This is a genomic window from Roseobacter sp. S87, from assembly GCF_055693285.1.
In genome coordinates this window covers 1,335,191-1,350,510 of sequence record NZ_JBVFTR010000004.1, presented here as the reverse complement: position 1 = coordinate 1,350,510, position 15,320 = coordinate 1,335,191, and the positions used below count along the sequence as shown (strand labels likewise).

At 60.5% G+C, this 15,320-nt stretch carries 15 protein-coding genes and 2 pseudogenes; 7 read left to right on the top strand and 10 right to left on the bottom strand.

What is annotated here, in order from left to right; translation table 11 throughout:
• Positions 1–11 precede the first annotated feature (11 nt).
• Positions 12–1,586, bottom strand: a complete 1,575-nt coding sequence (gene guaA / locus ACZ1HA_RS07530; RefSeq protein ID WP_472713451.1) for a glutamine-hydrolyzing GMP synthase — start codon at positions 1,584–1,586, stop codon at positions 12–14.
• 135 nt (positions 1,587–1,721) lie between these two features.
• A complete protein-coding gene (locus ACZ1HA_RS07525) occupies positions 1,722–2,453 on the bottom strand; it encodes an esterase/lipase family protein (protein WP_472713450.1) in 732 nt (243 codons plus the stop codon).
• A 288-nt stretch (positions 2,454–2,741) separates the two neighbouring features.
• On the opposite strand from ACZ1HA_RS07525, the gene ACZ1HA_RS07520 reads away from it, so the two are divergent.
• On the top strand, positions 2,742–4,283 hold the full coding sequence (locus ACZ1HA_RS07520; RefSeq protein WP_472713449.1) for a trimethylamine methyltransferase family protein: 1,542 nt from the start codon (positions 2,742–2,744) through the stop codon (positions 4,281–4,283).
• 2 nt (positions 4,284–4,285) lie between these two features.
• Here the strand turns inward: ACZ1HA_RS07520 and ACZ1HA_RS07515 are convergent, their stop codons facing one another.
• A complete protein-coding gene (locus ACZ1HA_RS07515) occupies positions 4,286–4,576 on the bottom strand; it encodes a DUF6477 family protein (protein WP_472713448.1) in 291 nt (96 codons plus the stop codon).
• Between the two features lie 391 nt (positions 4,577–4,967).
• On the opposite strand from ACZ1HA_RS07515, the pseudogene ACZ1HA_RS07510 reads away from it, so the two are divergent.
• Both ACZ1HA_RS07510 and lipA read left to right on the top strand, forming a co-directional pair.
• A pseudogene (locus ACZ1HA_RS07510) lies at positions 4,968–6,078 on the top strand (DUF6456 domain-containing protein).
• A gap of 111 nt (positions 6,079–6,189) precedes the next feature.
• A complete protein-coding gene (gene lipA / locus ACZ1HA_RS07505; RefSeq protein WP_472713447.1) occupies positions 6,190–7,149 on the top strand; it encodes a lipoyl synthase in 960 nt (319 codons plus the stop codon).
• Between the two features lie 3 nt (positions 7,150–7,152).
• Here lipA and ACZ1HA_RS07500 read toward each other — a convergent pair whose 3' ends face one another.
• The 3 genes from ACZ1HA_RS07500 to hpt all read right to left on the bottom strand — a co-directional run bounded on the left by ACZ1HA_RS07500 (position 7,153) and on the right by hpt (position 9,188).
• The gene (locus ACZ1HA_RS07500) at positions 7,153–8,043 is read right to left on the bottom strand and encodes a c-type cytochrome (RefSeq protein WP_472713446.1); all 891 of its coding nucleotides are present in this window, start codon (positions 8,041–8,043) and stop codon (positions 7,153–7,155) included.
• Positions 8,044–8,051: 8 nt separating this feature from the next.
• Complete coding sequence (locus tag ACZ1HA_RS07495; protein WP_472713445.1) at positions 8,052–8,528, bottom strand: c-type cytochrome; 477 nt, start codon at positions 8,526–8,528, stop codon at positions 8,052–8,054.
• 117 nt (positions 8,529–8,645) lie between these two features.
• Entirely contained in the window at positions 8,646–9,188 is a 543-nt protein-coding gene (gene hpt, locus ACZ1HA_RS07490) for a hypoxanthine phosphoribosyltransferase (RefSeq protein ID WP_375227664.1), read from the bottom strand.
• A gap of 69 nt (positions 9,189–9,257) precedes the next feature.
• On the opposite strand from hpt, the gene ACZ1HA_RS07485 reads away from it, so the two are divergent.
• Positions 9,258–9,710, top strand: coding sequence for a type II toxin-antitoxin system RatA family toxin (locus ACZ1HA_RS07485; protein WP_375227665.1), 453 nt, complete (start codon positions 9,258–9,260; stop codon positions 9,708–9,710).
• The gene (locus ACZ1HA_RS07480; RefSeq protein ID WP_472713444.1) at positions 9,707–10,990 is read left to right on the top strand and encodes an MmgE/PrpD family protein; all 1,284 of its coding nucleotides are present in this window, start codon (positions 9,707–9,709) and stop codon (positions 10,988–10,990) included. The genes ACZ1HA_RS07485 and ACZ1HA_RS07480 overlap by 4 nt, the downstream gene beginning before the upstream one ends.
• On the opposite strand, the gene ACZ1HA_RS07475 is transcribed toward ACZ1HA_RS07480, so the two are convergent.
• Genes ACZ1HA_RS07475 through ispD form a run of 4 tightly spaced genes read right to left on the bottom strand, consistent with a single transcriptional unit; the run spans position 10,972 to position 13,078 of the window.
• Positions 10,972–11,466 carry a CinA family protein gene (locus tag ACZ1HA_RS07475; protein WP_472713443.1) on the bottom strand — a complete coding sequence of 165 codons (495 nt, stop codon included), beginning with the start codon at positions 11,464–11,466 and terminating at the stop codon, positions 10,972–10,974. The genes ACZ1HA_RS07480 and ACZ1HA_RS07475 overlap by 19 nt on opposite strands.
• Positions 11,453–11,947: a phosphatidylglycerophosphatase A family protein gene (locus ACZ1HA_RS07470; RefSeq protein WP_472713442.1), complete on the bottom strand. Its 495-nt coding sequence runs from the start codon at positions 11,945–11,947 to the stop codon at positions 11,453–11,455. Before ACZ1HA_RS07470 ends, ACZ1HA_RS07475 begins: the two co-directional genes overlap by 14 nt.
• Positions 11,944–12,423, bottom strand: a complete 480-nt coding sequence (gene ispF, locus ACZ1HA_RS07465) for a 2-C-methyl-D-erythritol 2,4-cyclodiphosphate synthase (RefSeq protein WP_375227669.1) — start codon at positions 12,421–12,423, stop codon at positions 11,944–11,946. The genes ACZ1HA_RS07470 and ispF overlap by 4 nt, the downstream gene beginning before the upstream one ends.
• Positions 12,404–13,078: a 2-C-methyl-D-erythritol 4-phosphate cytidylyltransferase gene (ispD, locus tag ACZ1HA_RS07460; RefSeq protein WP_375227670.1), complete on the bottom strand. Its 675-nt coding sequence runs from the start codon at positions 13,076–13,078 to the stop codon at positions 12,404–12,406. Before ispD ends, ispF begins: the two co-directional genes overlap by 20 nt.
• A gap of 177 nt (positions 13,079–13,255) precedes the next feature.
• Here ispD and dusB point away from each other — a divergent pair, with 177 nt between their 5' ends.
• Both dusB and ACZ1HA_RS07450 read left to right on the top strand, forming a co-directional pair.
• Positions 13,256–14,236 (top strand): tRNA dihydrouridine synthase DusB, encoded by a 981-nt coding sequence (gene dusB / locus ACZ1HA_RS07455; RefSeq protein WP_472713441.1) that lies wholly within the window; start codon positions 13,256–13,258, stop codon positions 14,234–14,236.
• Positions 14,233–15,320, top strand: a pseudogene (locus ACZ1HA_RS07450) (two-component system sensor histidine kinase NtrB). Before dusB ends, ACZ1HA_RS07450 begins: the two are co-directional and overlap by 4 nt.

The following is a 15,320-nucleotide window of genomic DNA, read 5'->3' as shown; positions in this document are numbered from 1 at the left end:
GCGACCGGGCATCATTCCCATTCGATCGTGCCCGGAGGTTTGGAGGTGATGTCATAGGTGACGCGGTTGATGCCGGGCACCTCGTTGATGATCCGTGTTGCCGTCTCGCCAAGGAATTCGTGGCTGAACGGATAATAATCGGCGGTCATGCCATCGACTGAGGTCACAGCCCGCAGTGCACAGGCAAAATCATAGGTTCGCCCATCGCCCATCACCCCGACAGTGCGCACCGGCAGAATGGCGCAGAAGGCCTGCCAGATGTCATCATAAAGCCCGTGTTTGCGGATCTGGTCGATATAGACCGCGTCCGCCTCGCGCAGAATGTCCAGCTTTTCGCGGGTAATCTCGCCGGGGCACCGGATCGCGAGGCCTGGGCCGGGGAACGGGTGGCGGCCGATAAAACTGGCGGGCAACCCAAGTTCCCGTCCAAGTGCGCGCACTTCGTCCTTGAAGAGTTCGCGCAGCGGTTCGACCAGTTTCAGGCCCATCTTTTCAGGAAGACCGCCGACGTTGTGGTGCGACTTGATGGTGACCGACGGGCCGCCGCTGAAAGAGACGCTCTCTATCACATCGGGATAGAGTGTGCCCTGCGCCAGAAAGGCGGCACCCTCTATCTGGTCTGCATATTTCTGAAAGACATCAATAAAGAGGCGGCCGATGATCTTGCGCTTGGTTTCGGGATCTGACTGCCCTTCGAGCTCGCCCAGAAACACATCGGTTTCGTCGGCATGGATGACATGCAGGTTCATGTGGTCCCGGAACATCCCCACGACTTCCTGCGCCTCGTTCTTACGCAGCAGACCATGGTCCACGAACACACAGGTCAGCTGATCGCCGATGGCCTCGTGGATAAGGGCTGCGGCAACTGTGGAATCCACACCGCCGGACAGGCCACAGATGACCTTTGCATCGCCCACCTGGGTGCGGATCGCCTCAACCGCCTGTTCGCGGTAACCCGCCATCGTCCAGTCGCCGGTAAATCCGGCGAGGCGTACGAAGTTCTCATAAAGTTTTGCACCGCGCGGTGTGTGGTGCACTTCAGGGTGAAACTGGACGGCATAGAAATGACGGTCCGTATCGGCTGTGATGGCATAGGGCGCGTTGGGCGACGTGCCAAAGACCTCAAAGCCGGGAGCCAGTTCAGCGACGTGATCACCATGGCTCATCCAGACCTGTTCCTGGCCTTGGTCAAACCATCCCTCCAGCAGATCCAGCGCTCCGCCAGGCGTCACAAAGGCACGGCCGAATTCCGCAGTACCACCACCGCCGGAGATTTTACCACCCTCAACGCGGCCACCAAGCGCCTGCATCATCACCTGCTGGCCATAACAGATGCCCAGGATCGGGACGCCGTAGTCAAAGATACCCTCGGGCGGACGGGGCGATCCCTCGCGGACCACACTGTCAGGACCACCGGAGAAAATGACCGCTTTTGGCGCCATGTCGCGCACCATGTCCATCGTCACGTTCTGATACGGATGGATTTCGCAATAGACGTTCAGCTCGCGCAGACGCCGCGCGATCAGCTGCGTCACCTGGCTGCCGAAATCGATGATGAGGAGGCGGTCGTGATCAATCATGCTCATACGCGCTGATTAGGGGCAGGGGGTGCTGGTGGCAAGCCCCGGCGCGCACCTGCAGGGAATAATGAGCCCGGGCTTGGCATCTGTTCCGGGCCGTGCCGGCAACAGGCACAGCACAGATGTGTTTCGTTCTGAGGATCAGTACCGGTTCAGATGATCGGTCAGAAAGCTGTGGATGTCGTCGGACGGTCCCTCAGGCTTCACCAAACTCCGGTGGTCGTGATCTGAAAACACCTCAAAATCGTCACAGGTCCGGCGCGCACTGCGTGGCTGCACGACAGTCAATGCGCCAAGGCTGTCACCCACGATATCTTTTCCCTCGCCGGCACAGTGCACCGGTATATTCATGTGGGTCTGGGCGTTCGCCCATTCCTGTGTGAAATTCCTGAGGTAGTTACCATCGGTGCTGGTTTGCAGCTGGTCGACAACTTCGCCCCCGAATCCGAGCCAGTCAGCAAAGCTGGCAAGCCCCGATCCCGCCATCGGCGTGCCGAGCGTGATGAGCGCCAATGTCCTGCCGGCGACATCGCTGCTTTGCAAAATCACTTTGCGTGCAATGATGCCGCCAAGACTGTGGCCGACAAGCACAATCTCCTCGTTTGAGGGTCTGGATTGCAGAAAAAGCCTCAGCTCCCGCGTGACCTCATCCGCAACGTCGTCGATGCCGATACTGGGGTCATTCAGCGAGGTGGAATAATCGACCACTGCGCTGTTGAACCCAAACAGAGCAGGGTCGTTTCGGAAAAAATCCGGCCAGTATGCCCCCGAGGCGGGATGCTGCCAGGCGTCTCTGGCGTTGCTGACAAAACCGTGCAGAAAAATGACTGTTATGTCCGCACCGTTTTCCGCGCGGGCACTTACAAATGTCACTGCCTGTGAAGCTGACGCCCAGCACCCAAGCACAAACATCAGAACAGGTAATACTCCGCAGCGCATGGTTCTCTCCCCTGTTGTCTGATCCAGACCTGACCACAGGATGAACCGTGTGCGCAATCATTCGGCGCAGATTTCTGGGGTCTTCTGATGTTCGCTGTGGCATTCCCTTTTCGTGCCGCCGCGTAATGTCGCTTTTTTCCCTGCTTCGCCGCAACCGGCGCGGGGCCAGTGGCATGGCCAGGGTAGTACCGGTGCCAGTTACGCCGGACGGAGGTTGGGAACATGGCTGGAGCAGAACGCAGAAGGGCACGCGGTGGCGGCGGAGCAGCACGACGTGCCGCGCGCAGTGCAGTGTCTTTTGAAACGGCTAAGTATATCGAGCGGAATATCCCGAACTTCGAGGTGCTGAACGAAGAGGCGCTCGAAATTATCGAATACAACGCTGAAACCGTGCTCGAAGAGATCGGCGTGAACTTCGTCGAGAACCCGGCGGCGCTGGAGCGCTGGAGAGAGGCTGGCGCGGACATCGACGGTGAACGTGTCCGCATCCCGCGTGGTCTTGCGCGCAAACTCTGCAGCACCGCGCCCTCAACCTTCACGCAGCACGCCCGCAATCCTGAGCGCAGCGTTGTGGTCGGCGGGCGCAATCTGGTGCTGGCGCCTGTCTATGGCCCGCCGTTCGTGCGCGACAACGCTGGTGGCCGCCGATACGCAACGATGGAAGATTTCCGCAAATTCGTGAAGCTGGGCTATATGTCGAAGTGGCTGCACCACTCGGGCGGCACGGTCTGCGAACCAACCGATCTGCCGGTGAACAAGCGTCACCTTGATATGCTGCATGCTCATATGACGCTGAGCGACAAGCCCTTTATGGGGTCAGTGACCGAACCCAGCCGCGCACAGGACAGTGTTGAAATGTGCGAAATCCTCTTTGGTAAGGATTTCGTTCAGGAAAACACCGTGATGACCTCGCTCATCAACATCAACTCGCCGATGACTTTTGATGACGTGATGATGGGCGCGCTGGAAGTATATGCGAAAAATAACCAGGCCTGCATCATTTCCCCGTTTATCGTGGGCGGTGCGATGGCGCCGGTCTCAGTCGCAGGCACGCTCACGCAGGTACTCGCAGAAGTGCTGGCCGGTATTGCATACAGTCAGCTGATCCGCCCGGGCGCCCCTGTGATCATGGGGGCTTTTGTCACTTCGATCGATATGAACTCCGGCGCACCGACGTTCGGCACGCCCGAGGCCTCGCATATCACCTATGGCGCAGGCCAGCTTGCGCGCCGTCTGGGGCTGCCATACCGCTCCGCCGGATCGTTCTGCGGCTCGAAACTGCCGGATGCCCAGGCCGCTTACGAAACGGCGAACAGCCTGAACATGGGCCTGCTGTCGGGCGTTAACTTCATGCTGCATTCCTGCGGCTGGCTGGAAGGCGGGCTTGTTTCTTCCTTTGAAAAATTCGTCATGGATGCGGATCAGCTGGGCACGCTACATCACCTCGCGCAGGGTGTGAGCGTAGATGAAAACGCCCAGGCGCTGGATGCGATCCGCGAAGTCGGACCTGGCGGGCACTATCTGGGATGTGCCCACACACAGGAAAACTTCAAATCCGCGTTCTGGAAATCCGATCTGCTGGACTACAAGCCCTATGAGACCTGGGAAGACGAGGGTGCGCGCGATACGCAGGTGCTTGCGGCACTCCGGGTCGAAAAGATGCTGGCTGATTATCAGCAGCCGGCCATCGATCCGTCGGTCAACGAGGCGCTTTCCGACTACATGTCACGCAAGAAGGCGGAAGTGCCGGACAGCTTCATGTGAGTTCAGGCGGTCTGCGATGCCTTGAGCACGCGGGCCTCGCCCAGCATGGCGATCAGCACATCAACGTGGCGTACAAGACTGTAGGCCGTGTCCCCGTTCAGGCGCTGTGTGTTCAGCCCTGCCTCGATTTCCATCAGCCGCAGCAGTGAAGCAGCGTGGCGGGGCAGGTTGCCATAGCCAAGAAGCCGGGGCAGGTGGGTTGACCGGCGATAATCATCTGCACCTATTCTGGCCGCCCGCATAAGCAGTCCTGGACGGCGCAGGGCGTGAAGCATTGATAGTACGTCTTGCATCTGTGTCTTCCTTTGTCCTGCGGCAGCAGCTTTGGACTGCTAGCCGGATGAGGACACTATGACACAACCAGACCGGGTGTTGCGCCGGAGCGCGCCGCGCGTACCGGGATGCCAGGGTTCTGTTAAGGGTAATGAACAAAGTCTGACCACGCAGAATGTGGCGGGACTGTTGCGTATTTGTGCAAGATACCGTGCGTTGGTTTAAATACTGTTTATTCAATAGATACAATACTATCGGGAATGCCGGATATTAACGATCAGGTAACCATATTCTCCTCTAGGTTGCAGGCCAAGTCTGAATTCAACTCGTGGCAGGGGATGGTTACGGTAAGTTATGATGACACCAGAGGATTACCCACAGGTCCGCGACAGGACCACCGAAGACAAGGCAATGCCCGACTGGGTGCCTGCATCTGCACAGATGTACCTGGCCCATACCGAGGCAGGCCTGCCCATCAGGGCGCTGGCCCGCGCGGCTGGCTGTCATGCCTCGACCGTACTGCGTCAGATCCGGCGCATTGAGACACGCCGTGACGACCCGCTGGTCGATGCGGCGCTCCGTACCCTGGGTCAGGTGCACTTTCACAGCCCGCGGCCTGACAATGAGCTTGAAAAGGATCCGCTACGTATGAGTTTCCAACAGAAAATCACTTCAGCTGACAGTGAAACAGATGATGCCCTGCTGATGGCGGAAGCACGCCGTGTCCTGCGCCGTCTGTGTGAAAAGGGCGCGGTCCTGGCGGTTGCCACGGACATGGAAAAAGCCGTGATTGTACGTGACGGTGCCGCAGGTCAGGCGACGCGCACTGGTGTCGTGGAACGGTCGGTGGCCGAGGCCATGGCGCTGAAAGACTGGATCACCCCGGCAAAATCGGGTCGGATCACCCGTTATTCCATCACTGCGGCCGGCCGCACCGCGCTCGAGACCATGCTCGAACAGGGTGACGACACCAAAATCCCTGGTTTTGCGGACGCCCAGACACCGTTTGCCAGTCAACATCGTGAATGGGGCGAGAAAACGCTGCCAGATGCGGATACCGGACGTCCCAGACGGATGCGCTACAACCTTGCTGAAAGCCCGCTCACAGCGCTTGCCCGTCGCCGGGACAAAAATGGCGAGAACTTCCTGAGCGATGAACTCGTGACCGTGGGCGAACGTCTGCGCGAGGATTTCGAGCTGGCCCAGATGGGACCACGCGTTGCCCAGAACTGGGACCGCTTCCTGACGGCAGGCGGGAACGACACTTATGTACCGGACAGCGGCGTGGGCGACGGCCCGGCCAACGCGCGCAAACGGGTGGCGGATGCGCTGGCGGACCTCGGGCCGGGCCTGTCCGACGTGGTGCTGCGGTGCTGCTGTTATCTGGAAGGGCTTGAAACAGCTGAGAAAAAGCTCGGCTGGTCGGCCCGCTCGGGCAAGATCGTGCTGCAGAATCGCCCTTATGCGCCTCAAGCGCCATTATGACGAAACAGTTGGCCCTGGCGGCCCGCTGATCGGCTGAGGCCCGGGCCGCGCCGGACGCAGGGCGGCTATGCGCCCTGCGACAGCCGGGCCGGTTGAACCGTACCCGTCAATAGCGTTAGACAGGTGGAAATCGAACCGGAGATCCACCATGGCCACCCGCGATCTGAAAATTCCTGCACAGCGCCACCCTGAAAAGGCGCGGCGCCCTGACAATCCGCAGCCCAAGAAACCCGACTGGATCCGCGTGAAAGCGCCCGGCGGAAAGGGGTATTCAGATACGGCCCGTATCATGCGGGAAAACAATCTGGTCACGGTCTGCGAAGAGGCAGGCTGCCCGAACGTGGGCGAATGCTGGAGCCAGGGTCACGCCACCATGATGATCATGGGCGAGGTCTGCACCCGCGCCTGCACGTTCTGCAACATTGCAACCGGCAAGCCGCCTGAAGCGCTTGATGCCTTTGAACCGGGTCGTGTGGCCCATGCGGTCGAAAAGCTTGGTCTGAACCATGTGGTGATCACATCGGTCGACCGTGATGATGTGGAAGATGGTGGTGCAGATCACTTCGCCCAGACCATCCGCGCGATCCGCCACCGCAGTCCGGGAACCACCATTGAGATCCTGACGCCGGACTTTCTGAAATGTGACCCGTCGGTCCTGGAGACAGTGGTCGAGGCGCGCCCGGATGTTTTCAACCACAACCTTGAAACAGTTCCGGGTCTTTACCCGGAAGTACGGCCCGGTGCGCGCTATTTCCATTCGCTGCGCCTGTTGCAGCGGGTCAAGGAACTGGACCCGTCAATGTTCACCAAGTCCGGGATCATGGTGGGCCTCGGTGAAGACCGCCAGTCCGTGATCCAGGTTATGGAAGACATGCGCGCGGCCGACATCGACTTTCTGACCATCGGTCAGTATCTGCAGCCCACGCCGAAACACCACCGGGTCGACCGCTTTGTGACGCCTGATGAGTTCAAAGCCTATGAAAAGGCGGCTTATGGCAAAGGGTTCCTGATGGTTTCGGCCACGCCGCTGACCCGGTCGTCCTATCACGCAGGTGATGACTTTGCCCGTCTGCGGGACGCACGCAACAAGAAGCTCGGGCTTGGCTGACGCTCAGCGCACCGTTTCAACCCGCAGCAGATAAGCCGCCAGGGCTTCCCGGTCTGCTTCGGGCAGTTTCGCCAGGTTTTCGACAACCACGGCCATGTCGCCGCCCGCGCTGTCGTACTCAGGGGTCAGCCCGCTGGTGAAATAGCCAGTCAGATCCGCGGCGGACCAGCCAAGCACGTCTGGTGTGATGTTAGGAATGCGACCCTTACCGGTGGGCGAGGGCGCGCCGGCCAGCCACCGGTTGCGGTTCAGCCCGCCCAGCACATCCCGTTCCGTATGACATTCGCTGCAATGCGCGAGAGCCTCCGCGATATAGCGGCCGCGGGTTTCCTGTGGGTTCAGATCGCCCTGCAGATGAAAATCCGCACTCTGGTTCAGAAGCTTCCAGATGCCCAGACCGCGCCGGATGTTAAACGGAAAGCCCAGATCATGAGGCTGGCTTTCGGTCGTGGACGCGGGAAGCGTGCGCATGTAGGCAAAGAGATCACCCGCGTCCTGATCCGTCATGAAGGCATAGGCGGTGTAGGGAAACGCCGGGTAATAATGCTGTCCCCCTGGTGAGACACCTCGCGTCACGGCCTGCGCAAATACCGCCTCAGTCCAGCGGCCGATACCCGCGTCAGGATCGGATGAAATGTTCGGGGCGTAGAACGTCCCGAAGTCTGTGACAAAAGCCCGGCCACCTGCCAGAACCGGTGCATCGGTTTCGCCGGCACCCGGGGCCACATGACAGGAGGCGCAGCCGGCAGCCGCAAAAACAAGAGCACCGGCTGCGGGATCGCCTTCAGGCAGAACGGTTTCTGCGGGCAGGGTGTCCGGGCGGGTTATCGCCCAGAACACCAGCGCCCCACCGGCCACCAGAAAAACGGCCAGACGGATCAGCCCGCGCAGCATGCCGCGCCTCAGTTTCGCGGACCGCGGTACGCCTTGTGGCAGGTGCCGCAGCTCGCGCCGGCCGCCTGCATGGCCGCGCGCAGTGCATCAAGGTCCTGACCTGCGGCGGCGACGAGACCATCTGCGGCTGTCTCCAGACCGACGGCTGCTTTTTCAAAACCAGCAGCATCGCTCCAGATTTCAGCCTTGGCGCGGGTGCCGGGGACTTCACCCTGCACGGTTCCTTCGGTCCACAGAATGCTGCGGTCCAGCTTGGCCACCTTCGCCAGGCTGGTTGCTGCAGCCGTTGCCGTTTCTGTGCTGAATTCTGTTTCCCCTTTGGCCATCGAACCCAGGATGCCCATGTTATAGGCAATGAGAGACATCTGCGCGTTTCGCGCTTTGACGGCAGGGTTGGTGTCGGAATGTCCTCCGCCAAATGCCGTGCCGACCGTTGTTGTTACGGCCAGTGCTGCGATCAGAGGAAGAATTACCCGCTTTTTCATGATTTCAGGTCTCCAGAAATGTGTTTCGGACAAGCGCACCTGAGTACAAGGGTAGCGCATTCCCGGCAAAGGTATAGTCACAACCTCTTGTGCGGGGATGCCCGGTGGACCTGGTGATCAGTCGCCCGTGAAGCGGACGGACCCGATGAAAGGCAGATTTCGGTTCCGCTGGGCAAAGTCGATGCCATAGCCCACCACAAATTCGTCGGGAATTTCAAACCCGGTCCAGTCTGCCCTGAAATCCACCTCGCGGCGGCTGGGTTTATCGAGCAGGGCGATTGATTTCAGCCGCGCGGGCTTACGGCTTTCCAGCAGGTGCGTGACGTGGTTCAGCGTATGTCCGGTGTCCACGATATCCTCGACCACCAGCACATCGCGGCCTTCGATGGCTCCGCGGAGATCCTTGAGAATGCGGACCTCGCGGCTGCTTTCCATCCCGTCGCCGTAACTGGACGCTTCCAGAAAATCGACCTCAATGGGCAGATCCAGTTCCCGCACCAGATCGGCGATGAACACAAAACTGCCGCGCAGCAGGCCGACCACCACCAGCTTGTCCGTGCCGCCGAATTCGTCCTGGATCTCCTTGCAAAGGCTCTCGATCCGCGCCGCGATGGACTTGGCCGAGATCATTTCATCTATGACATATGGACGCGAGGGCATCGGAAATACCTTGATCTTGGGGATGGGACATACGACATGGATGGCTAACCTCTGAGACGCGACAAAGCAATGCCGACACACTCTGAAACCAGAAAACTGCCCTACAGTGCGCAGCAGATGTATGACCTTGTAGCGGATGTGGCGCGCTATCCGGAATTCCTGCCCTGGTGTTCTGCCGCACGCATCCGGTCGGTGACACCGCAGGGCGACCAGGAGATCATGGAAGCCGACCTTGTCATCAGCTTCAAAGTGTTCCGCGAACGGTTCACCAGCCGGGTCGAGCTGACCCCTTCGCAGCACCTTATCGATACCGAATACCTCGACGGTCCCTTCCGTTACATGAAATCCAACTGGGCGTTCCGGGACTGCGAAGGCGGGGGCTGCGAGGTTGAGTTTTTTGTCGATTTTGCCTTCCGTAATATGATCCTGCAGCGTCTGATCGGTGTGGTGTTCAACGAGGCAATGCAACGGATTGTCCGCGCCTTCGAAACCCGCGCCCGCGCGCTTTACGGTCCGTCATGAACATCACCGGTCGTCTTCTGATCCTAGCACAGGCCAAAACGGACGCAGAAGCGCTGGAGATGATGCAACTGTCCCTTGCTGACTGGGCCGCCTGTGGCATAGCGGGGGCGGAAGACCGGGCGTTTGATGGATTTCGCGCGACTGTGACGGGACAGGCCGGCACCGGGACGGCAACGGTTTTTGGGGGTGGTCGCATTCCGCCGGCGGGTGCCGCCCTGATCAATGGTACGCTGAGCCACGCGCTGGATTATGACGACACGCATTTTGCCCATATCGGGCACCCGTCAGTTGCTGTTGTCCCGGCTGTTCTTGCGCTGGCTGAGGAACGGGACATTCCTTTTGCGGAGATGTGCGAGGCCGCGCTGACCGGTGTGGAAGCCTCCATTCTGGTGGGCCAATGGCTGGGACGCGGCCACTACCAGACAGGTTTTCATCAGACAGCGACCGCAGGTGCCTTCGGCGCGACCCTTGGTGCCGCACGCCTGCTGGAGCTGACCCCGGACCAGACGCGCATGGCGCTGGGGCTCTGCGCGTCGATGGCCTCGGGTCTGAAATCCCAGTTTGGCACCATGGCCAAACCCCTGAACGCGGGACTTGCGGCGCGGACCGGGATCGAGGCGGCTCTCTGGGCTGCGGCTGGTGTGACCGCAGCGTCTGATGGTCTTGCCGGACCTCTGGGATTTGGTCCGACGCACCATGGATCAGCGGATGAAACAGCGCTGCCGGATGCGGGATCACCGGCCCGTCAGATTTTGCAGATCAGCCACAAGTTTCATGCCTGTTGTCATGGCCTGCACGCCATGCTTGAGGCGGTTTCAAAGATGAATGTCACCGCAGAACACGTTGATAGAATTATGATTTCGACGCACCCGCGCTGGATGACTGTCTGCAACCAGCAAAATCCGGAAACGGGTCTCGCGGTCAAGTTCTCCTACCCGCATACCGCGGCGATGGCCTTGGCGGGGATCAGCACCGCAAACATCGCGCGCTACACAGATGAGACCGCATGCGATCCGCAACTTGTTGCCCTGCGTGAACGTGTCACCGTGCAGGAAGATGATACACTGTCAGAAATGCAGGCCCGCATCCTGGTCATGAACAATGACGGCTCAGAGGTGTCCGGATTTCACGATCTGGCGGCGCCCGTATCGCTCGCGGAACGGCGGTCTCGTCTGATGCGCAAAGCGGTGGCACTCATCGGGGCGCGGCGCGCAGATACGCTCTGGTCAGCTGTCGATACCGGAGATTTCAGGGCGTTTGTTCAGGTGATCGGCGACTGAAGTGCCTTCAGCAGCAAGGCCAGCGCATGATCACAGGCGGCCTGCCGCACGCGGGATCTGCCGGGCGCGCCGAATTCCACGGTCTCCGTGTTCACGCCATTTTTTGTGGCAAGTCCAAAACAGACCCGGCCTTCCGGTTTGAATTCTGAACCACCCGGTCCGGCAATTCCGGTTACGGAAACCGCCAGCCGCGCACCTGAATGGGTCAGTGCGCCAGTGGCCATTTCCTGTGCCACTTCTTCTGACACCGCACCATGCGCGGAGAGCGTCGCCTCTGAGACGCCCAGCATCTGAACCTTGGCTGCATTGGTGTAGGTGACGAAGCCGCGCTCAACAACTGCGGACGCGCCGGGAATGTCGGTCAGGGCGGCGGCGATCATGCCACCTGTGCAGCTTTCAGCCGTTGCGATCATAACGCCGGCACTTTTCGCGTTTTCAATAACCTGTGCAGTGGCGCGTCCGTCATCCGATCCCATGGTAAAACCCCGCCAGAACCAACACGCCGACAGCTGCGAAAACGCCGGCAATCACATCATCCAGCATCACACCCAGCGCATCCCCGCGCCGGTCCGCCCAGCCCACAGGGCCCGGTTTCAGGATATCAAACAGGCGGAACAGGACGAAAGCTGCGATCCAGCCCGGCCACATCACCAGAATGTTCAGTCCCATGGACCATGCCGCCCAGGAGATCGGCAGAAGTGCTATCCACTGGCCCGCAAGTTCATCGACGACGATTTCAGAGGGGTCATGATCCGTGCTGTCCCGCGTCATAACGGATGTGGCCCACCAGCCTTTGATGAAGGCCGCGATCACGCCCAGAAGTAGCAGCGGAAAGCCCCCCAGAACATGCAGCAGCCAGGCCCAGGGCAGGGCAATGAGCGATCCCCAGGTGCCGGGCGCCGGGCGGATGTATCCCACGCCCAGGACCGTACCGATCATCCGCGCGAGACCCGTCATGCGCTGACCAGTGCAGCGGTTGCGATACAGGCGATCCCTTCGCCGCGCCCCGTGAAGCCCAGCTTTTCAGACGTGGTTGCTTTAACCGACACACGCGCCTGATCGACGCCCATAAGCCGCGCCATTTCCTGCCGCATGCTGGCCGCGTGCGGGCCGATCTTGGGGAATTCACAGATCAGCGTACAGTCGATGTTGCTGATGGCGAACCCCATGGAGCGCGCAAGGTCTGCGGCATGTTTGAGAAAGATTTCGCTGGCGGCACCTTTCCACTGTGGATCGGACGGCGGGAAATGCTGGCCGATGTCGCCCCGGGCCAGCGCGCCGTAGATGGCATCTGTCACGGTGTGCATGCCCACATCGGCATCGGAATGCCCGACGAGGCCCTGGTCATGCGGAATGCGCACGCCGCACAGAATGACGTGATCCCCCGGCCCGAAGGCGTGCACGTCAAAGCCATTACCCAGTCTGATGTCCATCCCGTGCCCTCAGTATGCGCTCGGCCCGAGCAAAGTCTTCGGGCAGCGTGATTTTCAGATTGTCCTCATCCCCGGCGGTGATGGCAACCCCATGGCCGGCGCGGCGTGCGAGCCCGACATCATCATCAGCTCCATCGGGAAACCGCGCATGCGCATCCAGGATGAGATCAAGGGCAAACCCCTGCGGCGTCTGCGCCCGGAAGAGCCCCGCGCGGTCCTGTGTTCCGGTCACAAAGCCGTCCAAACCGGTCCACAGCGCATCAACAACGGCAACAGCCGGAGCAGCAGCATTCTGCGCGGTCAGAGCCGAAAGCACCCCGTCAATGGTTGCCTTGGACACACAGGGGCGTGCGGCGTCATGGATGAGAACGGTGTCACAGCTGCTGTGCACTGCTTCAAGGCCTGCGCGCACAGACGCACTGCGTGTTGCGCCGCCGGTGACGGTCTGCACGTCGCTCAGACTGGCCGACGCAACCAGATCGCGGTCGTCCGGGTGGATCACAAGGACGACCTGCGCGATGCCCGGATGGCTTGTAAAGGCCTGTAAAGAATGTGCAGCAACAGGGCGGCCAAGCAAGGACCGCCATTGTTTCGGGGTGCCGCCACCGGCGCGGGTGCCGCGACCAGCTGCGACGACGATTGCTGCTGTCTTCATGTGCCCCCCGACTTGCTCGCCTCTGTCTATGGCTTTGACCGGCGTCTGGCAATCATCTGATGTGCTGCCTAAAAAACAGGCAAACACCGTTGTGATGGTATTCAGTCGGACGGCTAATATTGCGAAAATGCTGCGAAATTGATAGATCAGAGCCAGTTGCACAAGGATTAGGCATTTATGGCTCCTGCGCCGCCTTTCGATATGACCCCACCGGTTCTTCTGGCCCCGATGGCCGGAATCACCGACCTGCCGTTCCGGGATCTGGTCGCAGGTTTCGGTGCCGGGCTGGTGGTCTCTGAGATGGTTGCGAGCCACGATATGCTGAATGCACGCCCTGGCAGCCGCGAAAAGGCTGAACTCGGGCTGGGCCATACCGGGACCGCGGTTCAGCTTGCCGGGCGCGAGGCCGCGCCGATGGCAGAGGCTGCCCGTATGGTTGAAGGGCAGGGTGCGGCGGTTATCGACATCAATATGGGTTGCCCCGCCAAAAAGGTGACGCAGGGCTACTCCGGATCCGCCCTGATGCGCACGCCCGATCATGCGCTCACGCTCATCGAGGCCGTTGTGCGCGCAGTGAAAATCCCCGTTACGCTGAAAACGCGGTTGGGTTGGGATGACAACATGCTCAATGCGCCGGACATCGCGCAGCGCGCGGAGAGCGCCGGGATTACGATGATCACGATCCATGGCCGGACGCGGTGCCAGTTCTACAAAGGATCTGCAGACTGGGCTGCGATCCGGCGCGTGCGGGATGCGGTGTCCATTCCCGTGATCGCAAATGGCGATATTGTGGATGCCGAAAGTGCAAAGCAGGCGCTTTCCATGTCCGGCGCGGACGGGATCATGATCGGTCGTGGGGCGCGGGGCCGCCCCTGGCTGCTTGCGGATGTGGCACACCGGCTCTGGGGCACCGAGGCACCCGAAATTCCGTCCGGACGGGCGCTGAGCGACATGGTGCGGACGCACTACGAAAACATGATCCGGTTTTACGGTGAAACACTTGGTCTGCGCGTCGCGCGTAAACATCTTGGCTGGTACATGGACACCTGCAGCACACCCGACGAGCTGCGGCGTGCTGTGCTGACCGCTGATACGCCCGCTGCAACAGACAGATTGCTGGCAGAGGCCTGCAACGTACCCTGCGGGGTCGCGGCATGAATTCCGACAAGAACATCTGGGCCAGCCTGCCGGTGCCGACCCTGATCATCGGGCCGGATGACCGGATTGTGGACATCAATTCGGCCGCCGAAGGGTTTCTGAATGTCTCAGCCCGGTCCGTACGCGGGGTGCCTGTCTGGGATCAGATCGCGGTCAATGATCCGCTGGAGGCCGCGTTTGAACGCTCGCGCGACAGCGGGACGCCTTTGTTCGTCAATGATGTGGATGTGGGCAGCGGCGAACGTGCTCCGATGCAGTCCGACCTGCAGGTGGCGCCACTGACGGGCAGTGAGGGGCATATGATCCTGATGATCTCGCCCCGTGAACTGGCGGGACGCATGACGCAGAACCATTCGGTCAAATCTGCGGCCAAGTCGGCCATCGGCATGGCTGAAATGCTGGCCCATGAAATCAAAAACCCGCTGGCAGGCATCACCGGAGCCGCGCAGCTGCTGAGCATGAATCTGGGCGCCGAAGATCTGGAGCTGACGGATCTGATCGTCGAGGAAAGCCGGCGGATCGTGAAGCTGCTGGGGCAGGTTGAACAGTTCGGCAACCTGTCGAGCCCGGACTTCCAGCCCGTCAATATCCATGATGTCCTGGACCGCGCGCGGCGTTCGGCGCTGCTGGGTTTTGGCGCGCATATGAAGATTGTCGAGGACTATGACCCGTCTCTGCCGATGTCCTGGGGGATCCCGATCAGCTGCTGCAGGTTGTTCTAAACCTGATCCGTAACGCCTCGGAAGCCTCGCGTGGCAAACCGGGTACGATCCGGCTGCACAGTTATTTCGAGCATTCTTTCCGGCTGCGTCGTTCCGACGGGACCGGCCAGTCGCTGCCATTGCAGATCGAGATCATTGATGATGGCCCGGGCCTGCCCGAGGCGATCAAGGGCGATGTTTTTGAACCTTTTGTCTCGGGCCGCGAAAACGGCACCGGTCTGGGGCTCGCGCTGGTCAGCAAGATCATCTCTGATCATGGCGGCTGGATTTCTGTGACCTCCGTTCCCGGTCGCACCGTTTTCAGAATTTCACTGGCGCGCGCGCCCCGCGACGCCGCACAAATGTCACTCAGAGAGGAATAA